This is a genomic window from Pseudomonas sp. B13(2017) (assembly GCF_002113245.1).
Taxonomy (GTDB): Bacteria; Pseudomonadota; Gammaproteobacteria; order Pseudomonadales; family Pseudomonadaceae; genus Aquipseudomonas; species Aquipseudomonas putida_Z.
Genome location: NZ_NEJX01000005.1, coordinates 282,748 through 306,075 on the forward strand (window position 1 = coordinate 282,748; position 23,328 = coordinate 306,075).

General features: G+C 63.0%; 21 protein-coding genes. 6 read left to right on the forward strand and 15 right to left on the reverse strand.

Going from position 1 to position 23,328, the window contains the following annotated elements:
- Positions 1–51 precede the first annotated feature (51 nt).
- Together dnaG and rpsU are read right to left on the reverse strand one after the other, a co-directional pair.
- Positions 52–2,034 (reverse strand): DNA primase, encoded by a 1,983-nt coding sequence (gene dnaG, locus CAG44_RS09850; protein ID WP_025337451.1) that lies wholly within the window; start codon positions 2,032–2,034, stop codon positions 52–54.
- Between the two features lie 303 nt (positions 2,035–2,337).
- A complete protein-coding gene (gene rpsU / locus CAG44_RS09855; protein ID WP_003255575.1) occupies positions 2,338–2,553 on the reverse strand; it encodes a 30S ribosomal protein S21 in 216 nt (71 codons plus the stop codon).
- A 204-nt stretch (positions 2,554–2,757) separates the two neighbouring features.
- Here rpsU and tsaD point away from each other — a divergent pair, with 204 nt between their 5' ends.
- Complete coding sequence (gene tsaD, locus CAG44_RS09860; RefSeq protein ID WP_085692027.1) at positions 2,758–3,783, forward strand: tRNA (adenosine(37)-N6)-threonylcarbamoyltransferase complex transferase subunit TsaD; 1,026 nt, start codon at positions 2,758–2,760, stop codon at positions 3,781–3,783.
- Positions 3,784–3,786: 3 nt separating this feature from the next.
- Here tsaD and plsY read toward each other — a convergent pair whose 3' ends face one another.
- Positions 3,787–4,356, reverse strand: coding sequence for a glycerol-3-phosphate 1-O-acyltransferase PlsY (gene plsY, locus CAG44_RS09865; RefSeq protein ID WP_013970581.1), 570 nt, complete (start codon positions 4,354–4,356; stop codon positions 3,787–3,789).
- Positions 4,357–4,430: 74 nt separating this feature from the next.
- On the opposite strand from plsY, the gene folB reads away from it, so the two are divergent.
- Positions 4,431–4,787: a dihydroneopterin aldolase gene (gene folB, locus CAG44_RS09870; protein WP_004375185.1), complete on the forward strand. Its 357-nt coding sequence runs from the start codon at positions 4,431–4,433 to the stop codon at positions 4,785–4,787.
- Positions 4,778–5,287, forward strand: coding sequence for a 2-amino-4-hydroxy-6-hydroxymethyldihydropteridine diphosphokinase (folK, locus tag CAG44_RS09875; RefSeq protein ID WP_025337453.1), 510 nt, complete (start codon positions 4,778–4,780; stop codon positions 5,285–5,287). The genes folB and folK overlap by 10 nt, the downstream gene beginning before the upstream one ends.
- Positions 5,288–5,515: 228 nt before the next feature.
- Here the strand turns inward: folK and CAG44_RS09880 are convergent, their stop codons facing one another.
- The 11 genes from CAG44_RS09880 to CAG44_RS09930 all read right to left on the reverse strand — a co-directional run bounded on the left by CAG44_RS09880 (position 5,516) and on the right by CAG44_RS09930 (position 19,548).
- Positions 5,516–6,622, reverse strand: a complete 1,107-nt coding sequence (locus CAG44_RS09880; protein WP_085692028.1) for a multifunctional CCA addition/repair protein — start codon at positions 6,620–6,622, stop codon at positions 5,516–5,518.
- Positions 6,623–6,677: 55 nt separating this feature from the next.
- A complete protein-coding gene (locus CAG44_RS09885; protein ID WP_025337455.1) occupies positions 6,678–8,246 on the reverse strand; it encodes a SpoVR family protein in 1,569 nt (522 codons plus the stop codon).
- Positions 8,243–9,514 carry a YeaH/YhbH family protein gene (locus CAG44_RS09890; protein WP_013970586.1) on the reverse strand — a complete coding sequence of 424 codons (1,272 nt, stop codon included), beginning with the start codon at positions 9,512–9,514 and terminating at the stop codon, positions 8,243–8,245. The genes CAG44_RS09885 and CAG44_RS09890 overlap by 4 nt, the downstream gene beginning before the upstream one ends.
- 128 nt (positions 9,515–9,642) lie before the next feature.
- Positions 9,643–11,565: a PrkA family serine protein kinase gene (locus CAG44_RS09895; protein ID WP_015268718.1), complete on the reverse strand. Its 1,923-nt coding sequence runs from the start codon at positions 11,563–11,565 to the stop codon at positions 9,643–9,645.
- Between the two features lie 283 nt (positions 11,566–11,848).
- On the reverse strand, positions 11,849–12,178 hold the full coding sequence (glpE, locus tag CAG44_RS09900) for a thiosulfate sulfurtransferase GlpE (RefSeq protein ID WP_085692029.1): 330 nt from the start codon (positions 12,176–12,178) through the stop codon (positions 11,849–11,851).
- A 14-nt stretch (positions 12,179–12,192) separates the two neighbouring features.
- Entirely contained in the window at positions 12,193–13,059 is an 867-nt protein-coding gene (locus CAG44_RS09905) for a symmetrical bis(5'-nucleosyl)-tetraphosphatase (RefSeq protein ID WP_025337457.1), read from the reverse strand.
- Positions 13,059–13,439, reverse strand: a complete 381-nt coding sequence (gene apaG, locus CAG44_RS09910; protein ID WP_012270198.1) for a Co2+/Mg2+ efflux protein ApaG — start codon at positions 13,437–13,439, stop codon at positions 13,059–13,061. The genes CAG44_RS09905 and apaG overlap by 1 nt, the downstream gene beginning before the upstream one ends.
- Positions 13,440–13,645: 206 nt before the next feature.
- Complete coding sequence (gene rsmA, locus CAG44_RS09915; RefSeq protein ID WP_025337458.1) at positions 13,646–14,446, reverse strand: 16S rRNA (adenine(1518)-N(6)/adenine(1519)-N(6))-dimethyltransferase RsmA; 801 nt, start codon at positions 14,444–14,446, stop codon at positions 13,646–13,648.
- The gene (gene pdxA, locus CAG44_RS09920; RefSeq protein ID WP_075044408.1) at positions 14,443–15,432 is read right to left on the reverse strand and encodes a 4-hydroxythreonine-4-phosphate dehydrogenase PdxA; all 990 of its coding nucleotides are present in this window, start codon (positions 15,430–15,432) and stop codon (positions 14,443–14,445) included. Before pdxA ends, rsmA begins: the two co-directional genes overlap by 4 nt.
- On the reverse strand, positions 15,429–16,748 hold the full coding sequence (locus CAG44_RS09925) for a peptidylprolyl isomerase (RefSeq protein ID WP_085692030.1): 1,320 nt from the start codon (positions 16,746–16,748) through the stop codon (positions 15,429–15,431). Before CAG44_RS09925 ends, pdxA begins: the two co-directional genes overlap by 4 nt.
- Positions 16,729–19,548: an LPS-assembly protein LptD gene (locus CAG44_RS09930; protein WP_085692031.1), complete on the reverse strand. Its 2,820-nt coding sequence runs from the start codon at positions 19,546–19,548 to the stop codon at positions 16,729–16,731. The genes CAG44_RS09925 and CAG44_RS09930 overlap by 20 nt, the downstream gene beginning before the upstream one ends.
- Before the next feature lie 130 nt (positions 19,549–19,678).
- On the opposite strand from CAG44_RS09930, the gene CAG44_RS09935 reads away from it, so the two are divergent.
- Genes CAG44_RS09935 through CAG44_RS09945 form a run of 3 tightly spaced genes read left to right on the forward strand, consistent with a single transcriptional unit; the run spans position 19,679 to position 22,135 of the window.
- Positions 19,679–20,698, forward strand: a complete 1,020-nt coding sequence (locus tag CAG44_RS09935) for an aminoglycoside phosphotransferase family protein (RefSeq protein ID WP_085692032.1) — start codon at positions 19,679–19,681, stop codon at positions 20,696–20,698.
- Positions 20,695–21,366, forward strand: coding sequence for an N-acetylmuramate alpha-1-phosphate uridylyltransferase MurU (gene murU, locus CAG44_RS09940; protein WP_085692033.1), 672 nt, complete (start codon positions 20,695–20,697; stop codon positions 21,364–21,366). The genes CAG44_RS09935 and murU overlap by 4 nt, the downstream gene beginning before the upstream one ends.
- A 1-nt stretch (position 21,367) precedes the next feature.
- A complete protein-coding gene (locus CAG44_RS09945) occupies positions 21,368–22,135 on the forward strand; it encodes a TerB family tellurite resistance protein (protein WP_025337464.1) in 768 nt (255 codons plus the stop codon).
- Positions 22,136–22,243: 108 nt separating this feature from the next.
- Here CAG44_RS09945 and CAG44_RS09950 read toward each other — a convergent pair whose 3' ends face one another.
- A complete protein-coding gene (locus CAG44_RS09950) occupies positions 22,244–23,242 on the reverse strand; it encodes an alpha/beta hydrolase family protein (protein ID WP_085664075.1) in 999 nt (332 codons plus the stop codon).
- Between the last annotated feature and the right edge of the window lie 86 nt (positions 23,243–23,328).

The window sequence follows — 23,328 nt, forward strand, 5'->3', positions numbered from 1 at the left end:
AAGGTCTTGGCGGGCAAAAAACAAGCCGAGGATTATACCCGAGCATGGGCCTCACGCGCCAGATGAGGTCGGCGTTTGTGCGGGAACATTCCGGCTCAGCAGGGCGAGGAGCTGGGTTTTTTCCTCGCTGGTCAATTCGCTTTGACGTGATTTCCTGAGCAGTTGTTCCAGGCTGCGCTCGCGTTGGCGGGCGGACAAGCTAGTTATAGTGTCGAAAAACTGTTGTTCAAGGTTGTCGGCCACGATCAGCCATTCCTTTTCCGCCAGGGCCCGCAGCAGGCGCCCCTGTTCGGTGCCGTGCCAACGTGCGATCAACTGCATTGAGCTTAGCCCAGGATTTTTCTGCGCGGCTTCGATCAGTGCCACCAGCAGCTGGCTGTACAGGTGTTCTTCGTCGGCGAAGTGGCTGGCATCCTCCACCTTGCCGGCCAGCAGCGGGTGGTGCAGCAGGGTGCGCAGGGCGGCCAGGGTGGGCGGCTCGACCGGGGCCGGTACGCGTGGTGGCGCTTCGTCACGTTGCTGCCATGGCTTGCCACCCTTGCGGTTCTTGTCCCAGGGTTTGTCGCTCCACTGCTTCTTGCCAGCGCCCTTGTTCGGCTTCCACTCCTGTTCCTGATGAACGGGGGCGAAGTCGTGCTGCGGCATGTCGCCGTAGTCGGGGGTGTAGCTGGCCATGGCGTCGTAGTCGTAGCCAGGGTCGTAGTCCGGCACGCTGCTGGCGGCCGGGGCGTGTTGCGCCAGTTGTTCGACCTGCTGCGGGTCGAGGCCGGTGATTTCCTTCAGGCGGTTGCGCATCAGCTGGCGCAGGTTGGCGCCGGGGATCTTTTCGATCAGCGGTGCGGCCAGGGTCGCCATATGCGCCTTGCCTTCCAGCGAGCGCGGGTCGGCTTCGACGCCCAGTTGCTCGAAGAAGTAATCGGCCAGCGGCTGGGCGTGCTGGTTGATGCGGGCCATGAAGGCATCGGTGCCTTCGGCGCGCACCAGGCTGTCCGGGTCTTCGCCTTCGGGCAGGAACAGGAAGCGCGCGCGGCGGCCGTCCTGCAGGTTCGACAGGGTCGACTCCAGGGCGCGCCAGGCGGCCTTGCGCCCGGCCTGGTCACCGTCGAAGCAGAACAGCACGCTGGGTACCACGCGGAACAGGCGCTTGAGGTGCTCTTCGCTGGTGGCGGTACCGAGGGTGGCCACGGCGTTGCGCAGGCCCTGCTGGGCCAGGGCAATCACGTCCATGTAGCCCTCGACGACGATGATTTCGTCGAGGTTGCGGTTGTGCTTGCGTGCCTCGTACAGGCCGTAGAGTTCCTGGCCCTTGTGGAACACCGGGGTTTCCGGGGAGTTCAGGTACTTGGGTTTGTCGTCGCCGAGCACCCGGCCACCGAAGGCGATGATGCGCCCGCGGCTGTCGCGGATCGGGAACATCACCCGGTCGCGGAAGCGGTCATAGCGCTTGCCGCTTTCGGCGTTCTCGATCAGCAGGCCGGCATCGATCATCACCTTCTGCTGCAGGGTGTCGGCACCCAGGTGCTTGAGCAGGTTGTCCCAGCCTGGCGGGGCGAAGCCCAGGCCGAAATCGCGAGCGATTTCCCCGGACAGGCCACGGCCCTTGAGGTAATCCACCGCCGCCTTGCGGGTCGGGTGGCTGCGCAGGGCCTGGCGGTAGAACTCCGAGGCGGCGTCCAGCAGCGGGTACAGCGGCGAATCGGTTGGCTGGCGCGGCTTGTGGTCGCGGCGGCCTTGCTCGCGGGGCACTTCCATGCCGGCGGCGCGGGCCAGCTCCTCGACGGCCTGGGGGAAGTCCAGGTTGTCGTGGTCCATGACGAAGCCCAGGGCGTTGCCGCCGGCACCGCAGCCGAAGCAGTAGTAGAACTGCTTGTCGGGGCTGACCGTGAAGGAAGGGGTCTTTTCCTTGTGGAACGGGCAGCAGGCGGAGTAGTTCTTGCCGGTTTTTTTCAGCTGGACACGCGAACTCACCACGTCGACGATGTCGAGGCGGTTGATAAGGTCGTCGATGAAACTCTGGGGAATCAGCCCGGCCATGGCAGTCTCGTCATCTGGCAGCTGGCAAGTCTAATCGCTCACGCGCCGAATGGGGCGAGTGCCGCTTGGGAAAGTGCGAGGGAATGTGTGCTCGTCGCCGGCCCCTGAGGGCCCGTCAGTCGGACGTGCACGTCTGGTCATACAACAAGGAGGACCAGCTCTGACGTTTCAGGCAGGTTGCCCATGTGCAGTTCGCATGAAGCTTGTGCAGGGCCTTGAGCTAGCTGCTCAAGTTTGAAACGACCACTGCCATCGCCCGGCGGTTAGCCGGGCAGGGCAGAAGCTTTGCGTAGAACGTCTGTATTAGTACAGACGAACGGCGCGGCGCTGTTCGCGCTGAACTTTCTTGGCGTGACGCTTAACAGCAGCAGCTGCTTTGCGCTTACGCTCGGCGGTCGGCTTCTCGTAAAACTCGCGGCTACGAACTTCAGCCAGTACACCGGCTTTTTCGCAGGAGCGCTTGAAACGACGCAGAGCTACGTCGAAGGGTTCGTTCTCTTTAACTTTGACGGCTGGCATCCAGGGCTACCTTAATTCATTACCGGGGTAGACGTGCTCCTGGCAAAACAAAGGTGTGCTGGAGAACGTCGGTTTTCAAGGGTTGCGGATGTTAACCCTTAGCAAGCCGGAATGCAAAGCCTCTGATCGAAAACCGCTGGTCGGCATCCGACACGGGGACTATCATGCGCGGCTTCGAATTCAGCCCCCACAAGGGACGAACCCATGCTAGTACTGGGATTGGAAACATCCTGCGACGAAACTGGCGTCGCATTATACGACAGCGAACGCGGTTTGTTGGCCGACGCGCTGTTCAGCCAGATCGACCTGCACCGCGTGTTCGGCGGTGTGGTGCCAGAGCTTGCCTCGCGTGACCACGTCAAGCGCATGCTGCCACTCATCCGCCAGGTGCTGGATGAGGCCGGCTGCGTCGCCACCGAGATCGACGCCATCGCCTATACCGCGGGCCCTGGCCTGGTCGGTGCCCTGCTGGTGGGGGCCTCCTGCGCCCAGGCGCTGGCCTTTGCCTGGGACATACCGGCGATTGGCGTACACCACATGGAAGGCCACCTGCTGGCACCCATGCTGGAAGAAAACCCGCCGGAGTTTCCGTTCGTCGCTTTGTTGGTTTCCGGTGGCCACACGCAGTTGGTGGGGGTCGATGGCATCGGCCAGTACGAGCTGCTGGGCGAGAGCTTGGACGACGCCGCTGGCGAAGCGTTCGACAAGACCGCCAAGCTGATCGGCCTGAACTACCCCGGTGGCCCGGAAATCGCCCGCCTGGCCGAGCGCGGCGTGCCTGGCCGCTTCGTGTTCCCGCGGCCGATGACCGACCGCCCGGGCCTGGAGTTCAGCTTCAGCGGCCTGAAAACCTTTGCCCTGAACACCTGGCAGCAGTGCCGCGATGCCGGCGACGATAGTGAGCAAACCCGTTGCGACCTGTCCCTGGCATTCCAGCAGGCGGTGGTGGAGACTTTGACCATCAAGTGCAAGCGGGCGTTGAAGCAGACTGGCCTCAAGCGCCTGGTCATTGCTGGTGGCGTCAGCGCCAACAAGGCCCTGCGTGCGTCCCTCGAGGACATGCTCGGCAGCATCAAGGGCAACGTGTACTACGCGCGCCCGCAGTTCTGCACCGACAACGGCGCGATGATCGCCTATGCCGGCTGCCAGCGGTTGTTGGCCGGGCAAAAGCAGGACCTGGCAATCAGCGTGCAGGCACGTTGGCCGATGGAGCAGTTGCCGCCGGTTTAAGCGTTAGAAGTGCCGTTCGCGGCCGGCGAACAGGTCGCGCAGGTTGCTGCGGTGGCGCCATACGATCATCGCTGTCAGCACAGTGATCGGCAGCAGGGCCTCTGGCTCGCGCCAGGCCAGCAACGGCAAGGTCAGCGGTGTGGCGATCAGCGCCGCCAGCGAGCTGGTGCGGGTGAGGTAGAAGGTCAGCAGCCAGGCGCCAATGGCCAGCAGCGCGGCCGGGAAGTACAGGGCCATGAGCATGCCGGCGGCGGTTGCCACGCCCTTGCCGCCCTGGAAGCGGAAGTACAGCGGGAACAGGTGGCCCAGCACTGCGCACACGCCAACCCAGGCCTGCGCGTGCAGGTCCAGCCCGGCACCGCGGGCGAGCAATACCGGCAACAGGCCCTTGCACAGGTCGCCAAGCAGGGTCAGGATCGCCAGTTTGCGGCCTGCCAGGCGTAGCATGTTGGTGGCGCCGGCATTGCCTGAACCGCTGGAACGCGGGTCCGGGCTGCCCGTAAGGCGGCTGAGGACGATGGCGAAGGACAGCGAGCCGAGCAGGTAGGCGAGCAACGCCAGTAACCAAAACATGCTAACTATTCCGGGCGAGGACGCCCTGATTCTAACGGCGCCAGTCGCCCTTGTCGTGCTGTGGAGAGAAGTGCTTGGACAGAGTGTTCATCGAAGGCCTGGAAGTCGATACCGTCATCGGTGCCTATGACTGGGAGCGGGATATTCGCCAGTGCTTGCGCCTGGACCTGAGCTTTGCCTGGGACAACCGCCCGGCTGCGGCCGGTGACGACCTGAACCTGGCGCTGGACTATGCCAGTGTGTCGGCGCGCATCCAGGCGTTTGCCGAACAGGCCCGTTTCGAGTTGGTGGAAACCTTCGCCGAGCGCCTGGTGGCGACGTTGATGGAAGAGTTCCATATCCCGTGGGTGCGGTTGAAACTGACCAAGCCGGGTGCGGTGCCGGCGGCCCGTGGTGGTGTTGGCGTGGAGATCGAGCGCGGATGTCTCTGAGCACGGTTTACCTGGGCCTTGGCAGCAACATCGACCGCGAGGTGCATTTGTGCGCCGGGCTCGATGCGTTGGCGGGCATCCTGACCGACATGCGCTGTTCGCCGGCGTTCGAAAGCCAGGCGGTGGGGATCAAGAGCGGGCCGTTCATCAACTTTGTGGTGACCGGGCAGACTGCGTTGCCGTTGATCGAACTGGACCGCCGGTTGAAGTTCATCGAGGCCGACAATGGCCGCTATGCGCCGGACCGCAAGGGCCTTCCGCTGGATATCGACGTGCTGATGTATGACGGCCTGCACGGCACGTTCGATGGGCTGGTGTTGCCTCGGGCCGAGATCCTGAAAAACGCCTTTGTGCTGTGGCCGCTGTCGCTGCTGGCGCCGGAGCTGGTACATCCGGGGGTAGGCAAGACAATGGCGCAGTTGTGGCAGGAGGCGCGGATTGATCAGGTGTTGGCCCCGGTTGCCTTTGAGTGGCGTGGGTTGCAGCTGACTCCCGCGTAAGCCTGTACCGGCCCTTTCGAGGCTAAAGCCGCTCCCACAGGGATCGCACAACACTTGGCATCATGCGATCCCTTTGGGAGCGGGCGAGCCTTAATGCCGGTCAGTTAAGAAAATTGGGGCCGCTTTGCGGCCCTTCGCGGGCTTGCCCGCTCCCACAGGTTAGGTGCGAGGCTCGGAAAATGCGCGGTTCCTGTGGGAGCGGGCGAGCCCGCGAAAGGGCCGGTATGTTCAACCGAGCTTGTAAGCCTCGAGCGCTTTCAGCCGCTCACCTTTGAGCGCTTCACCCAAGGCCTGGCCAGTAAGCCCTGCCTGCACCAACGGCTTGACATCCACTGCCCGCGCCGCCGCCGCTGCCCCTCGCAGGTAGTCGGCCTGTGGATAACCTGCTTTGCCCTCGCCCAGCGCTGTCATCTCGCAAGCGATCAGGAAGTCCTCGAACCGCTGTGGCCGCCGGTACACATCGAACTTCTGCAACAGCTCCAGCAGTGCCGTGGCAGGCAGTTCCAGCGCCTGGTTGCCCAGCTTCAGGCACTCACCCGTCAGCAGCGCCAGCTCCTGGCACTCTCGCGGTGCCTTCAGGCGCTGGTTGACGGCTTTGATCGCGGCCGGTGCCAGCGCCTGCAACAAGCAGGCCCAGCGTACATGCAGGGGCCGTTCATGCATTGCCGCCTGTTCCAGCGCCGCCAGGGCCTGGGGGGCGTCATCAAGCTCTGGCAGCAGCTCCTGCAGGGCCCCACAAGCATGCAGCACCTGGAAGAACACCTGCGGCTGCGCCTCCATCAGCGCCCGCTCGATTTCCTTCCAGCTGCGCTCGGCGGTCAGTGCTTGCAGTTCGCCCGAGGCGCTGATCTGGCGCATCAGCTCAAGCGTCTCATCGGCAACCCGGAAACCCAGCGGCGCATAACGGGCAGCAAAGCGCGCAACACGCAGCACACGCAATGGATCTTCGGCGAATGCCGGGGAAACATGGCGTAAAAGGCGCTGATCGAGATCGCTCTGGCCGTGATAGGGGTCGTACACCGTACCCGTCTCGTCCTCGGCCATTGCATTGATGGTCAGGTCACGGCGGATCAGGTCTTCTTCCAGGGTCACATCGGGGCTGGCGTGGAAGGTGAAGCCGCCGTAGCCGCGCCCGCTCTTGCGCTCGGTGCGCGCCAGGGCATATTCCTCGCCGGTTTTCGGGTGCAGGAACACCGGGAAATCAGCGCCAACCGGGCGAAAGCCCTTGGCGTGCATTTCCTCGACCGTGGCGCCGACCACCAGCCAGTCGATATCGCTGACAGGGCGGCCGAGCAGGCGGTCGCGCACGGCGCCGCCAACTTTGTAGATGTGCATGTGCAGCTCTCCATAACTGCCGACAGGATACCCTGTCGGCACTCATGGCGTGGCACTAGAGGTGGTGGATGACAGCCAGGTCCATGCGGCCGTAGTCGGCACTTTCGCCGTGCTCGCCGCGTGGTGGCATGTGGTGGGTCTTCATCACCTGCTCGCCCTGGACGGTCTCCAGGTGGATGTCGAAGCCCCACAGGCGGTGCAGGTGCTTGAGCACTTCATCGGTAGAGTCGCCCAGCGGTTTGCGGTTGTGTTGCTGGTGACGCAAGGTCAGCGAGCGGTCGCCGCGGCGGTCGACGCTCCAGATCTGCACGTTCGGTTCGCGGTTGCCCAGGTTGTACTGCGCCGCCAGCAGTTCGCGAATGGTCCGGTAGCCGGCCTCGTCGTGGATGGCAGGTACATACAGGTCGTCGCGCTGGTCGTCATCGAGGATGCTGAACAGCTTCAGATCGCGCATGACCTTCGGCGACAGGTACTGCAGGATGAAGCTCTCGTCCTTGAAGCTGCTCATGGCGAACTTGATGGTAGAAAGCCAGTCACTGCCGGCAATGTCGGGGAACCAGCGGCGATCTTCTTCAGTCGGGTTTTCGCACATGCGGCGGATGTCGGTGTACATCGCAAAGCCCAGTGCGTAGGGGTTGATGCCGTTGTAGTAGGGGCTGTCGAAGCCGGGCTGGAACACCACGCTGGTGTGCGACTGAAGGAACTCCATCATGAAGCCTTCGGTGATCAGCCCCTCATCGTACAGGTCGTTCATCAGCGTGTAGTGCCAGAACGTCGCCCAGCCTTCGTTCATCACCTGGGTCTGGCGCTGCGGGTAGAAATACTGGGCGATCTTGCGCACGATGCGCACCACTTCACGTTGCCAGGGCTCCAGCAGCGGGGCGTTCTTCTCGATGAAATACAGGATGTTTTCCTGCGGTTCGGCGGGGAAGCGCGCATCATCGCGCTCGTTACCCTTGTCGGCACTCTTCGGAATGGTCCGCCACAGGTCATTGATCTGCCGCTGCAGGTGCTCCTCGCGCTCCTTCTGCCGCCGCCGCTCCTCTTCGGCGGAAATCGGATAAGGCCGCTTGTAACGGTCGACGCCGTAGTTCATCAGGGCGTGGCAGGAGTCGATCAGGTCTTCCACGGCATCGATGCCATGGCGCTCTTCGCACTGGGCGATGTACTGCTTGGCGAACACCAGATAGTCGATGATCGAGCTGGCGTCGGTCCAGGTGCGGAACAGGTAGTTGCCCTTGAAGAAACTGTTATGGCCGTAGCAGGCATGGGCGATCACCAGTGCCTGCATGCACATGGTGTTTTCTTCCATCAGATAGGCGATGCACGGGTCGGAGTTGATCACGATCTCGTAGGCCAGGCCCATCTGGCCACGGCTGTAGGACTTCTCCGTGCTGAGGAACTGCTTGCCGTAGGACCAGTGGTGATAACCCAGCGGCATGCCGACCGAGGCGTAGGCGTCCATCATCTGCTCGGCGGTAATCACCTCGATCTGGTTGGGGTAGGTGTCCAGGGCGTAACGCTCGGCCAGGCGGCTGATTTCCCGGTCGTAGGTCTGGATCAGTTCGAACGTCCACTCGGACCCGGTGGAAATAGGTTGGCGTCTCTGTGCTCTGGCGGTCATGTGGCTAACCTGCGCTGGAAGAGTTCACGGAAGACCGGGTAGATATCGCCGGCCGATACCAACTGCTGCTGGGCGAACGTGTCGGGGAAGGCTTCGCCGATGCGCTCGTATTCGTACCACAGCGCCTGGTGTTCACGCGGGGTGATTTCAACGTAAGTGTAGTACTGCACATGCGGCATGATCTGCTTGGCCAGGATGTCGCGGCAGATCGGCGAGTCGTCGTTCCAGTTGTCGCCGTCGGAAGCCTGGGCGGCGTAGATGTTCCAGTCGCTGGCCGGGTAGCGTTCGGCCATGACCTCCTGCATCAGCTTGAGGGCGCTGGAAACGATGGTGCCGCCGGTTTCCCGCGAATAGAAGAATTCTTCCTCGTCGACTTCACGAGCGCTGGTGTGGTGGCGGATGAACACCACTTCGATGCGGTCGTAGTTACGCTTGAGGAACAGGTACAGCAGGATGAAGAAGCGCTTGGCGATGTCCTTGGTGGCCTGGGTCATCGAGCCGGACACGTCCATCAGGCAGAACATCACCGCCTTGGAGCTGGGGTTGGGCTGCTTGACCAGCAAGTTGTACTTGAGGTCGAAGGTGTCGAGGAAGGGCAGGCGGTTGATGCGTGCCTTCAGGCGTTCGATCTCGTGTTCGACTTCCTGGATATCGGTGAAGTTGTCGGGTTCCTCGACCTTCAGGCGGGCGAGTTCCTTCTGCGCTTCGCGCAGCAGTGCGCGGCTGCTGCCGGTCAGGGCAATGCGCCGGGCATGGGCCGAACGCAGGGTGCGCACGATGTTGATGCGGGACGGGTTGCCTTCGTTGGCGATACCGGCGCGCACGGTCTTGAAGGTGTCGGCCCCGGTCAGGTGACGTTTGACCAGGTTGGGTAGCTCGAGGTCCTCGAACATGAACTCGAGGAATTCTTCCTGGGTGATCTGGAAGACGAAGTCGTCCATGCCTTCGCCGGAGTTGCCGGCCTTGCCTCGGCCGCTGCCACCGCCACCGCCTTGTGGCCTGGGGATGTGTTCACCGGCGGTGAATTCCTTGTTGCCTGGGTGCACGATGGTCTGCTTGCCCCCGCGACCATGGTGCAGCACCGGTTCGTCGATGTCGCGCCCCGGGATGCTGATCTGCTCGCCATGTTCCATGTCCATGATGGAACGGCGGCTTACCGCCTCTTCGACGGCTTTCTTGATGTGTTCGCGGTACCGCCGCAGGAAGCGCTGGCGGTTCACCGTGCTCTTGTTCTTGCCGTTCAGGCGTCGATCTATAACGTAGCTCATGGCCCCTCCGGTAGCTGGGAACAGCTGCACGCTTCAAGCTACGAGCTGCTGCACGCAATGGCAGCAAAGCAGCTTCCGCCGCCCAAGGCTGGCAGCAGCCTTGGGCGTGCGGTGGGTAGCTTGTCGCTTTATTGCGATTTCCTGACCCGCAGGTACCATTCCGACAGCAGACGAACCTGTTTGTCGGTGTAGCCACGCTCCACCATGCGCGTGACGAAGTCGTTGTGTTTCTGTTGGTCCTCCTTGCTTGCCTTGGCGTTGAAGCTGATGACCGGCAGCAGGTCCTCGGTGTTGGAGAACATTTTCTTCTCGATCACCACCCGCAGCTTTTCGTAGCTCAGCCAGCTCGGGTTCTTGCCGTTGTTGTTGGCACGGGCACGCAGCACGAAGTTGACGATTTCGTTGCGGAAATCTTTCGGGTTGCTGATGCCGGCCGGCTTCTCGATCTTCTCCAGTTCTTCGTTGAGGGCGATACGGTTGAGGATTTCGCCGGTTTCCGGGTCGCGGTATTCCTGATCCTGAATCCAGAAGTCTGCGTACAGCACGTAGCGGTCGAAGATGTTCTGGCCGTATTCGCTGTAGGATTCCAGGTAGGCGGTCTGGATTTCCTTGCCGATGAACTCGATGTAGCGCGGGGCCAGGTACTCCTTCAGGTAGCGCAGGTAGCGTTCGCGCACCTCGGCCGGGAACTGTTCCTGCTCAATCTGCTGCTCCAGCACATACAGCAGGTGCACCGGGTTGGCGGCCACTTCATGCGGGTCGAAGTTGAACACCTTGGACAGGATCTTGAAGGCGAAGCGGGTCGACAGGCCGTTCATGCCTTCGTCGACGCCGGCGGCATCGCGGTACTCCTGGATCGACTTGGCCTTCGGATCGGTGTCCTTGAGGTTTTCCCCATCGTACACCCGCATCTTCGAATAGATGTTGGAGTTTTCCGGCTCTTTCAGGCGCGATAGTACGGTGAACTGGGCGAGCATCTTCAGCGTGTCTGGCGCGCAGTGGGCCTTGGCCAGCGAACTGTTGATCAGCAGCTTGTCGTAGATCTTGATTTCGTCGCTGACGCGCAGGCAGTACGGCACCTTGACGATGTAGATCCGGTCGATGAACGCCTCGTTGTTCTTGTTGTTACGGAAGGTGTGCCATTCCGATTCGTTGGAGTGGGCCAGCAGAATCCCGGAGTAGGGGATGGCGCCGAGGCCTTCGGTACTGTTGTAGTTGCCTTCCTGGGTGGCGGTGAGCAACGGGTGCAGGACCTTGATCGGTGCCTTGAACATCTCGACGAATTCCATCAGGCCCTGGTTGGCCCGGCACAGCGCGCCCGAATAGGCATAGGCGTCGGCGTCGTTCTGCGGGAATTCCTCGAGCTTGCGGATATCCACCTTGCCGACCAGCGCCGAAATGTCCTGGTTGTTTTCGTCACCGGGTTCGGTCTTGGCGATGGCGATCTGGTTGAGGATCGACGGGTACAGCTTCACCACCTTGAACTTGCTGATGTCGCCGCCGAACTCCTGCAGGCGCTTGGTGGCCCAGGGCGACATGATGGTGTTCAGGTAGCGCCGCGGGATGCCGAACTCTTCCTCGAGGATGGCCCCGTCTTCGGTGGCGTTGAACAGGCCCAGGGGCGACTCGAATACCGGCGAGCCCTTGATGGCATAGAACGGTACCTTTTCCATCAGCTGCTTGAGTTTTTCGGCCAGCGACGACTTACCGCCGCCCACCGGGCCCAGCAGATAGAGGATCTGTTTCTTTTCCTCCAGGCCTTGGGCGGCGTGGCGGAAGTAGGACACGATCTGGTCGATGCACTCTTCCATGCCATGGAAGTCGGCAAAGGCCGGATAGCGGCGGATAACCTTGTTGGAGAAGATTCGCGACAGTCTGGAGTTGGTTGAGGTGTCGATCAGCTCCGGCTCACCGATGGCCAGCAACAGCCGTTCGGCCGCCGATGCGTAGGCACTGCGATCCTCTTTGCACAGCTCGAGGTACTCCTGCAGCGAGAGTTCTTCCTGGCGCGTAGACTCGAAACGTTGTTGGAAGTGGCTAAAAATACTCATGACGTCACCTCGCTCGATACGTGGAGACGACGCCGGATCAGTCAGCTGATGCTGGCATGCAACCGGGGTTGCCGATTGCTGTATACCCCCCAGAACACCCTGTAACGCTACCGATGACCCGCACGCCGGTGTACCGGCTCTCCCCTTTTTCTGGATGGCCTGCGCTTAAGAATAGTTGGTTATCCGCAAGGTCAAGGGCGAGGGGCGGAGAAGTTGCGAACGACCGTTCGTCAGATAAGCCGCAAGCCCGCATGGGGCGCGGGCTGCAGTAAAAATGAAAAAATTATTCGGTAGTGCCCTGGGCGGTTTCGGCCGGGTAGGTGGCGCGCCACAGCTCAAAGCCGCCGTCCACGCTGTATACGTCCGAGAAGCCCTGGTTCACCAGATAGGCCGCGGCGCTTTGGCTGGAATTGCCGTGGTAGCACACCACCAGGGTTGGGGCATCGAGGTCGGCATTGCGGATGAACTCGGCGACCGAATGGTTATCCAGATGCTTGGCACCGGTGATGTGGCCGGCGGCAAAGGCCTGCGGGTCGCGAATGTCGACGACTACCGCACCTTGCGCGCGCAGGGCCAGGGCCTGTTCGGGAGGGATGCGCTTGAATTCGCTCATGGGTACGGCTTCCTTCAGGATTGATCGTTCAGTGTAGGCGTTTGGGTGGGGAGGCGTAAGTTGCCGTCGTCGCTGCAGTCACAGCGGTGGTATTCGCCGCTGTCGACGTTGTACAGGGTCATGGCACCGCCCCACACGCAACCGGTGTCCAGGGCGATGATGCCGGGCTCGTCGACCTGCCCCTGCAGGGCGGCCCAGTGGCCGAAGATGATCTTCACGTGGCGTGAGCGGCGGCCTTTGTGTGCGTACCAGGGCTTGTAGCCCTTGGGGGCGGTATTCAGGCCTTCCTTGCTCTTGAGGTCGAGCTTGCCCTCGGCGGTGCAGAAGCGCATGCGCGTGAGGCAGTTGGTGATGACCCGCAGGCGTTCGATGCCGCTGAGGTTCTTGCTCCACTTGTTCGGCTCGTTGCCGTACATGCCGTCCAGGTACAGCTTCAGGCGCTCGTCGTCGCGCAGCACTTCCTCGACCTCGGCGGCCAGCTCCAGGGCTTTGCCCAAGGTCCATTGCGGTGGAATGCCGGCGTGAACCAGGGCAATGCCACGGGGTTCGTCGTAATGCAGCAGCTTTTGCTGGCGCAGCCAGTCGAACAGCTGGTCGGCGTCCGGCGCTTCGATGATCTCGCGCAGGGTGTCGCTTTTCTTCAGGCGTTCGACGTTGTGCCAGGCGGCCAGCAGGTGCAGGTCATGGTTGCCCAGCACGCACACCAGCGACTGGCGGATCGAATAAAGGAAGCGCAGAGTTTCCAGTGACTCGGGGCCGCGGTTGACCAGGTCGCCGACCAGCCACAGGCGGTCGACGGCGGGGTTGAAGTTGACCCGTTCGAGCAGGCACTTGAGTGGCTGCAGGCAGCCCTGCAGGTCACCGACGGCGTAGGTAGCCATCAGTGCAGCGCCCCGGGCACCGCCAGGCGGAAGGGGGCGATCTCGGCATCGAAGCGTTTGCCGTCTTCGGCGAACATCTGGTAGCTGCCCTGCATGGTGCCCACGCGGGTGCTGATGACCGCTCCGCTGCTGTAGGTATGGCTCTGGCCCGGGTCGATATTGGGCTGCTGGCCGACCACGCCGGCGCCACGCACTTCCTCGACCTCGCCGTCACCGTTGGTGATCAGCCAGTGGCGCGACAGCAGCTTGGCCTTGAGCGAGCCATTGTTCTGCACGGTGATGGTGTAGGCGAAAGCGAAACGACTGTTTTCGGGGTCGGATTGTTCTTTGAGGTAGCGGGTCACGACGCTGACGTCGATCTGATAGCGGGGGTCGGACATGCAAGGGCCTTGGGCGAACTGACGCAATAATGCAGTCTAGGCCATTGAGAGGGGGAAGGGCCAGCGGTGAGGGGCTTGGGGATTGTGTTGTCTGTCCCGGCCCTTTCGCGGGTAAACCCGCTCCTACAAGGTACTGCGCAGATTTTGAGAGCTGTGCAGTACCTGTGGGAGCGGGTTTACCCGCGAAGAGGCCGGTACAGGAGATATCAGGCTTGTTGGTCAGCCAACTGGTCAGCCAGGCGCACGAAGGCGGCCAGGTCCAGCTGTTCAGGGCGCAGGCTGCCGTCCACACCGGCAGCTTCGATGGCCGCGCTGTCGAGCAGGCCTTTCATGGTGTTGCGCAGTGTCTTGCGGCGCTGGTTGAAGGCTTCGCGTACCACCTGCTCCAGCAGCTTTGCGTCCTTGGCCGGGTACGGCAGCACTTCGTGCGGCACCAGGCGGACGATGGCCGAGTCCACTTTCGGCGGCGGGTTGAAGGCGCCAGGGCCAACGTTGAACAGGTGCTCGACCCGGCAGTGGTACTGCACCATGATCGACAGACGCCCCCAGTCACCACCGCCAGGGCCGGCGGCCATGCGCTCGACCACTTCCTTCTGCAACATGAAGTGCATGTCGCGGATCAGCCCGGCATGGCTGAGCAGGTGGAAGATCAGTGGGGTGGAGATGTTGTAGGGCAGGTTGCCCACCACCTTGAGGCTGCGCGGTGGCACGCCCAGCTGGTTGAAGTCGAACTTCAGGGCGTCGCCCTGGTGCAGGCGGAAATTGCTGCGACCGGCAAACTTGTGCTGCAGGATCGGCACCAGGTCCTTGTCCAGTTCCACCACGTCCAGCTGTGCCCCGCTGCCCAGCAGGCCTTCGGTCAGGGCGCCCTGGCCGGGGCCGATTTCCAGCAGATGTTCGCCGGCCTTGGCGTTGATGGCACGCAGGATGCGGTCGATGATGCCGGCGTCGTGCAGGAAGTTCTGGCCGAAGCGCTTGCGCGCCCGGTGTTGGTATTGCTCGTTCATGGTCGGTTCTCGGCCATCTGGTAGGCGGTTTCCAGCGCGACGCGCAGGCTGCCGGTGTCGACCTTGCCGGTGCCGGCCAGGTCCAGGGCGGTGCCGTGGTCGACCGACGTGCGGATGATCGGCAGGCCCAGGGTCACGTTGACCGCAGCGCCGAAGCCTTTGTACTTGAGTACAGGCAGGCCCTGGTCGTGGTACATCGCCAGCACCGCATCGCAGTGCTCCAGATATTTGGGGGTAAACAGGGTATCGGCCGGCAGCGGCCCGCGCAGGTCCATGCCTTCGGTGCGCAGGCGGGCCAGGGTCGGCTCGATGATGTCGATTTCCTCGCGGCCCAGGTGGCCGCCCTCGCCCGCGTGCGGGTTGAGGCCGCACACCAGGATGCGCGGGTTGGCAATGCCGAACTTGTCGCGCATGTCGGCATGCAGGATACGGGTTACACGCTCGACGCGCTCGGCAGTGATGGCGTCGGCAATGTCGCGCAGCGGCAGGTGTGTGGTCACCAGGGCCACGCGCAGGCCACGGGTGGCCAGCATCATCACCACTTGCGCGGTGTGGGTCAGCTCGGCAAGGAATTCGGTATGCCCGGAGAAGGCGATACCGCTTTCGTTGATCACGCCCTTGTGTACAGGGGCGGTGATCATCCCGGCGAAGTGCCCGTCCAGGCAGCCTTGCCCGGCACGGGTCAGGGTTTCCAGCACGAACGCGGCATTGGCCTTGTCGAGCTGGCCCGGCACTACCGGGGCCGCCAGGGGGGTATCCCAGACGTACAGGCTACCCGCTGGCGCCGGCTGCTCGGGCCATAGGCCCGGCGCTACCGGCAGCAGGTTGACGGCCAGCCCCAGCTGCGTGGCCCGCTCGGCGAGCAGGTCACGGCTGGTGATGGCGATCAGGGGGTGGGGCTGGGCGTCTGCGGCGAGCAGCAGGCACAGGTCGGGGCCTATGCCGGCTGGCTCGCCGGGGGTGACGGCGAAGCGCAGGGGCTTCACTGGGCGGCCTGGTCAGCGCCAGGCAGCTTGATTTCAACGTAGGCCTCGTCGCGGATCTGGCGCAGCCAGGTCTGCAGCTCTTCGTCGTACTTGCGGTTGCGCAGTACGTTCATGGCCTGTTGCTCACGAGCCTGCTCGGTGCTGTCGGTGGCGCGACGGCCCAGCACTTCCAGGACATGCCAGCCGTACTGGGTCTTGAACGGACGGGTGACTTCGCCTTGGGCGGCGTTGGCCATCTGCTCGCGGAACTCCGGTACCAGGCTGTTCGGGTCAACCCAGTTGAGGTCGCCGCCGTTGAGCGCCGAACCCGGGTCTTCCGAGAAGCTCTTGGCCAGCTCGCCGAAGTCTTCGCCGTTCTTGATGCGCTCGTACAGGCGTTCGGCCAGTTGCTCGGTGGCCGCCTCGCTGCGGATCTCGCTAGGCTTGATCAGGATGTGGCGAACGTGCACTTCGTCACGCAGCACGTTCTCGCTGCCGCCACGCTTCTCCTCGAGCTTGAGGATGATGAAGCCGTTGGGGATGCGGATAGGCTGGGTAATTTCGCCAACCGGCATGCTGCTGAGCATCTTGGCGAAGTCCGGTGGCAGCTGGCCGGCTTTACGCCAGCCCATCTCGCCGCCTTCCAGGGCGTTTTCGCTGGCGGAGCGGGCAATGGCCATCTGGCCGAAGTCCGCGCCCTGCTTGAGCTGCTGGTACACATCGCCAACCTGGCGCGCGGCGGCCTGGATGGCTTCCGAGTTGGCCGCTTCCGGGGTCGGGATCAGGATGTTGGCCAGGCGGTACTCTTCCGACATCTGCATCTTGCCAAGGTCGGAGTTGAGGAAGTTCTTCACTTCCTGCTCGGAGACCTGGATACGCTCGGCCACGCGGCGCTGGCGCACGCGGCTGATGATCATCTCGCGCTTGACCTGCTCGCGGGCGTCGTCGAACGACATGCCGTCACGGGCCAGGGCGGCGCGGAACTGCTCCAGCGACATGCCGTTGCGCTGGGCAATGGTGCCCATGGCCTGGTTCAGTTCTTCGTCGGTGATGCGGATGCCGGAGCGCTCGCCGATCTGCAGCTGCAGGTTCTCGACGATCAGGCGTTCCAGTACCTGCTGGTCCAGCGCACCGGCAGGCGGCATGCCGCCGCCACGCTTGGCGATGGTTTGCTGGACCTCGCGGACACGCTGGTCCAGCTGGCTTTGCATGACCACGTCGCTGTCGACGATGGCCACCACGCGATCAAGAGGTTGCACCGCGGCATGCACCGCGCCACTCAGCAATGCAACGCCCAGCAACGCCGGGCGCAGTCGATCAATAAGCTTGGTCTTCACGTTCACGATAACCTTGAATGCCTTGGTCGAGGAAAGACTCGACCTTGTTGCCGACTACACCACCGAGGCCTTTCAGGACGATCTGAAGGAAGATGCCGTGGTCGCCTTTTTCGTTCTGAGGCAGGGCTTGGCTGAAGTCGTCGTAGTCGATCCAGTAACGGTTGATCAGGCGCAGCTTCCAGCAGCAGTTGTCGTACTCGAAACCGCCCATGGCTTCCAGGGTGCGGTTGCGGTTGTAGTCATGCTGCCAGCGAGCAATGACGCTCCACTGCGGAACGATCGGCCAGATGACCGAGAAGTCATGCTGCTGGATCTTGTAGTAGTCCTTGATGTAGTTCGGGCTACCAGGAACACCGTAGTCGCCACCGCCCACTTTCCAGGTACCGGTTGTGGAGTCGTAGGAGATGGTGTCGTTACGGTAGCGATAACCGAGGTTGACCACCTTGTTCGGGTTGTCTTCAGGCTGGTAGTGGAACATCGCGCTGCCCGAGCGGGTGCTGCGGCTGTCCGGGTCCCAGTTGAAGTCCGAATTGAAGCGCCAGTCGCGGTTGAAGAAGTAGTTGTACATCAGCGCGTACGGCGACACGTCTGACTGCGAGTCGCTGCGATCGCGGTAGTCGATACCCGGCAGTTGGACCTTGCGGTCCTTGAAGTAATAGGCCTGGCCGATGCTGAAGTTCTGGCGTTCGAAACCGTTCTCTTCGATCCAGCGGGTGGTCACGCCCAGCGACAACTTGTTTTCGTCGCCGATGCGGTCGGTGCCGCTGAAGCGGTTGTCGCGGAACAGCGAGTCGTAGCTGAACAGGGTTTCGCTCGAGTCGAACAGCGGAATGTCCACCTGATCCTTGTACGGAACGTAGAGATAGAACAGGCGTGGCTCGAGGGTCTGCTTGTAGTTCGTGCCGAACATGGAAGTGTTGCGGTCGAAGTACAGACCACTGTCGACGCTGAAGATCGGAACGTCACGGTTCTGGTTGCTCTTGAAGTCACCATAAAGATCGATTCGTTCAGGGTGATCGATAAGGTCTTGCTTACCCTTACTATCCAGATCGAGATCGTAGTGGGTGTACATGTACTTCAGCTTCGGCGTGATATAGCCATAGCTGGCTTCCATCGGCAGGCTGATGGACGGGGCGACGTTCAGGCGAGTGCCGTTGGCGCGGGCTACACCGAAGATGTTTTCATCCAGTCGCCGACCGCCTATGCCATCGGGTTTTAGTCCAGCAGTCAAATCTGGATTACCGTCTTCATCAAAGACGGCACTGTCTCTCAGATCACGATCAAAGCGAACTGCTTCGGTTTCATAATCGAAGTTCAAACCGCCAGGCTGGAACGGCAGCTTACCGTTGAAGGTAATCTGCGGCAGGCGATCATACGGGGTGATCTTCGAGATGGTCGCCATCTCGTAGGCATGCACATTCAACCGCGCGGTGTAGTTGTCACCACGGTAGGTCAATGCACCCTGCTGGTTCAGCAGGTCCTGGGTTTCAATACCGATCTGGTCGGATTCCAGGTCCTGGAAGTAGAACGGATCGCTGATGTCGGTGTAGTCCACCTCGGTCATCAGGCGCTCGTCCAGCCCGCCCTTGTGCTGCCAGTTGACCATCCAGCGCTGCTCTTTGTAGTCAGTCTGGTCTTTGCGGTCGTCGTTCTTGTCGTTGAGATACGCACCACCGAACTGGCCTTCGCTGGAAGGCGTCAGGTAGCGGAACTCGCCTTCCATCAGCAGGCCGCGCTTGGTCATGTAGCGCGGGTACAACGTGGCGTCGTAGTTCGGCGCCAGGTTGAAGTAGTACGGCGTGACCAGCATGAAGCCGGTGTCGCTGGTGCTGCTGAACGATGGCGGCAGGAAGCCGGACTGGCGACGGTCGTCGATCGGGAAGTAGATGTACGGTGTGTAGAACACCGGGAAATCCTTGACCCGCAGCGTAACGTTGGTCGCGGTACCGAAACCGGTGGCCGGGTTCAGGGTGATGTTGTTGCCCTTCAGCTGCCAGGCGTTGCTGCCCGGTTCGCAGGTGGTGTACGTACCGTCCTTGAGGCGGATGATGGCGTTCTCGCCACGCTTGGCGTACAGGGCACTGCCGCGGATGTGCGACTTGTGCATCACGTATTCGGCGTTGTCGACCTGGGCTTCGCCCGTGTCGAGCTGGATCTGTGCCTCGTCACCGACCACCAGCGAACCGTTGTCACGGATCTTGACGTTGCCCTTGAGCTCGCCACGGTTTTCGGTCTGGTAGAGGTTGGCCTCGTCGGCCTCGGCCTGCATGCTGCCCTGGCGCATCACCACGTCACCGGCGAGGGTAGCGATCTGCTGCTCCTGCTGGTACTTGGATACCTTGGCGTTGATGTAGGTCGGCGACTCGTCCTTCGGCGTGGTGTCGGCCATGCCCGGGCGGGTTGGCTCGATGTAGGCGCCACCGCAGTACGGGCCGGTTTCGGCCAGCTGTGCGGCAGTGAGCTTTTCACGCGGAACCCAGTCCAGGTGGCTGTAGTCTTCGCTACGCGACTTCAGGCCACGGCCTTTGGCCTCGGTGACCAGCATCGGCCGGTCCGCGGTTTCGCCTTCGCTCGCGGCTTCGGTGCCGGTGCTGACGGCAGCACCCTCGTGCACCGGGCGCGGCGGCAGGTTGTTGGCTGGGGTCTTGGGCTTGCAGTCCCAACCACCGGAGGCGGACACTTGGCAGTCGAACTGTTCGGCTGCCACCACGTAAGACGTGGCCAGAGGTTGCAGGGCCAGCAAACCGCCGGTTACCAGCAACGGAAACTTTCTACGAAACGCGGGGGATTTCAATGCCATCTTATTAGTCCGGGCTTCCTGCGTGCCATCTGCCCGCGTGTGGGGCCGCACGCCTCTCGATGGTCTGAAAAAGATGCTGGATAATAAAGCATGACCCGCTTGACGGCTAGGGCCGTCGGAGACCCTTGTAATGCCTGAACACGATGTACGCCTGCAACAACTGACGGTCTGGCTCGATGAGCAGCTCAATGATCTTTTCCGGAAAAACGCCTGGGGCGAAGTGCCCGCAGGCAGCCTGACCGCGGCCAGCAGCGATGCCAGCTTCCGTCGTTACTTTCGCTGGCAGGGCGCCGGCCACAGCTTCGTGATCATGGATGCACCACCTCCGCAGGAAAACTGCCGACCGTTCGTCGCCATCGACCACTTGCTGGCCAGCGCCGGCGTGCATGTGCCGCTGATCCATGCCCAGGACCTGGAGCGTGGCTTCCTGCTACTGGGTGACCTGGGCCACCAGACATACCTTGATATCATTGATGCCGACAACGCCGACGGCCTGTTCGCCGATGCCATCGACGCGTTGCTGGCGTTCCAGCGCCTGCCGATGGACGCGCCGCTGCCCAGCTACGACGATGCGCTGCTGCGTCGTGAAGTCGAGTTGTTCCCGGAGTGGTACGTGGGCCGTGAGCTTGGCCTGGCCTTCAGCGATGCCCAGAAAGCCACCTGGCAACGAATCAGCCAGCTGCTGATCGACAGCGCATTGGCCCAGCCCAAGGTACTGGTGCACCGCGACTACATGCCGCGCAACCTGATGCAGAGCACGCCCAACCCCGGCGTGCTGGACTTCCAGGATGCCGTGTACGGCCCGGTCACCTACGACATCACCTGCCTGTTCAAGGACGCCTTCCTCAGCTGGCCGCAGGCGCGGGTCGAAGGCTGGCTGCGCGACTACTGGCAGAAGGCGCAGGCTGCCGGCCTCCCGGTGCAGGCCGACTTCGAGGCGTTCCAGCGTGCCAGCGACCTGATGGGTGTGCAGCGCCACCTGAAGGTGATCGGCATCTTCGCCCGTATCTGCCACCGCGACGGCAAACCCCGTTACCTGGGCGACGTGCCGCGCTTCTTCGCCTATATAGAAGAAGTGATCAGCCGCCGGCCCGAATTGGCGGAGCTGGGTGAGCTGATTGCCGAGTTGCAGGCCGGAGCGCGTGCATGAAGGCAATGATATTGGCAGCGGGCAAAGGCGAGCGCATGCGCCCGCTGACCCTGCACACCCCCAAGCCGCTGGTCCCGGTCGCCGGCCAGCCACTGATCGAGTATCACCTGCGGGCCCTGGCTGCGGCGGGCGTCACCGAGGTGGTGATCAACCATGCCTGGCTCGGCCAGCAGATCGAGGACCACCTGGGTGACGGCAGCCGTTTCGGCCTGAGCATCCGCTATTCGCCCGAAGGCGAGCCGCTGGAAACCGGCGGTGGCATCTTCAAGGCCCTGCCATTGCTGGGTGACGCGCCGTTCCTGTTGGTGAACGGCGATGTCTGGACCGACTACGACTTCGCGCGCCTGCAGTCTCCTCTGCAAGGCCTGGCCCACTTGGTGCTGGTCGATAACCCAGGCCATCACGGCCGCGGCGACTTCCGCCTGGTGGGCGAGCGGGTGGTCGATGGTGACGATGCGCCCGGCACGCTGACCTTCAGCGGCCTTTCGGTGCTGCACCCGGCGCTGTTCGAAGGCTGCCAGCCTGGCGCCTTCAAGCTGGCGCCGTTGCTGCGCCAGGCCATGGCTGCGGGCCAGGTCAGTGGCGAGCACTACCATGGGCACTGGGTTGATGTCGGGACGCTCGAGCGCCTGGCCGAGGCCGAGCGCCTGATCGGCGAGCGCGCCTGACATGTGGTGGCCAAGCACGGTGATTGGTGCCGGTGCCGGCTTTGCCGTTGCCAGCATCCCCGGGGCCTTGCTCGGCGCGTTGCTCGGCCAGGCCATGGACCGCCGCCTGCGTTTGCAAGGCTGGGAGGACATGCGTGAACGCTTGGGCGGGCGCCCGGCCTTGCAGGACGACGAGTTACTGTTCGTGATGCTCGGGCGCCTGGCCAAGTGCGATGGCCGGGTGGGCGAGCAGCATATCCAGCAGGCGCGCCAGGAGATGGTGCGCCTGGACCTGGCCGAAGCGGCCCGGCTGCGCGCGATTGCCGCGTTCAACCGTGGCAAGGCGGGCAAGGACAGGCTGAGTGGGCACCTGAGGCGCATTCGCCAGCAGCCGCATGCGGCCGAGGGCACCCTGCGTGCCTGTTGGCGCATGGTCTGGGCCGACGGCAAGATGGGCAACAAGGAGCGTGAACTGCTGCTGGATTGGGGGCAGAAACTGGGCCTGAGCCGGCGGCAAGTGCAAGCCATGTCGCTGGAGTACGAACCACGCAAGGCGGCGGGGCCGGAAGGGGTCGCCATGACCTATGCGGCGGCGTTGCGCTTGCTGGCGGTCGAGGCGGATACCGATGCCGACAAGGTCAAGCAGGCGTATCGTCGGCTGGTCAGCCGGCACCACCCGGACAAGCTGGCGGGCACTGGTGCCAGTGAGGCGCAGGTGCGTGAAGCGACCGAGCGGACCCGGGAGCTGCATCAGGCTTATGCCATGATCCGCAAGCGGCGCGGGCTTTGATGGCCCTATCGCCGGCAAGCCAGCTCCCACAGGTATTGCACTGACCCTGAACACCGTGGGGTACCTGTGGGAGCTGGCTTGCCGGCGATGGGGCCATCATGGCAAACCTTACCCCTGCGGGTTCATCCACCCCCGCACCCGGCGGAACAGTTGCTCCTGCTCGGCCACCTTGTTCCCCGGCATGGCAATCAGCGACAACTGCCGGTACTGGCTGTCCTTCTGCCGCTTGCTGGCCTGCAGGCGCTGCGCGGCAGCATTGCGGTCAGCGCTGCGGGTGGCGTAGTAGATGTCGGCAGTCGGCACTTTCAAGGTCGGCGCCAGGCTTTCCAGGTCATGCTCCACGCGCGCCGGTGTCTGCGCGGCAACCATCACCAGTTTCTGCACCTGCGGTGGCTGTTTCTCGCTCAGGTAGCGGGCCGCCCAATACGCGCCGCTGCCATGACCGATCAGCACGATGCTGCGGGCGTTGTGCTGCTGGGCAAAGGCCACCGCAGCATCCAGGCGGGCGAAAATGCGCTCGGCATCGGCCGGGTCGGTTTGCTCGCTGGCCTGTTTGGCGTCAGTGCTCTCCGCGGTGTCGGCATCGGCTGCGGTAGCCTGGGCAACGTTGGCATTGGCATCGGCCGGCACGTCCTTGGCCGGGGCGCTTTCGCCGTTGTCTGGCTGCGGCTCGGCAGCCGGCTTGGCCTCGACCCGCGCCTGCGGGCTGTCGGCAAGCAGGTCGGGCAGGCTGATGCTCAGGCTGTGCCAGCCGATATCGGGGAACTTCTGCCGCAGCGGGCCGACCGCATTTGGCCAGTCAGCGGTTTCGCCAGCCCCCGGGACGATGATTACCGCCCCCTGCGGGTCGCTGTCGTTGGCCGGTTTCCACAGGGCCAGGAAGCTGTCGGCACCGGCCTGCAGGGTCTGCTGTTCGGCCTTGGGCACCAGCCGCTCCAGCGCCTGGGCGTCCTCCTGGCTGCGCTCCAGCAGCGGCGGGCGAGGGGCTTGGGCAGCGGGTGCCTCGGTGGTGGTGGATGGTTTTTCGGCATCGGCGGCCAGGGCGCCGAGTGGAAGGATCGAGGCCAGGCAGCACATTGCCAGCGTCGTGCGATAAAGTGTGGACATGAGTCAACCCAGGGCCAGAATGATACCGGCAGCCTAATAGTATTTGCCCGTGACGGCCATGCTGCATGGCCGCCTTGCCAAGACGA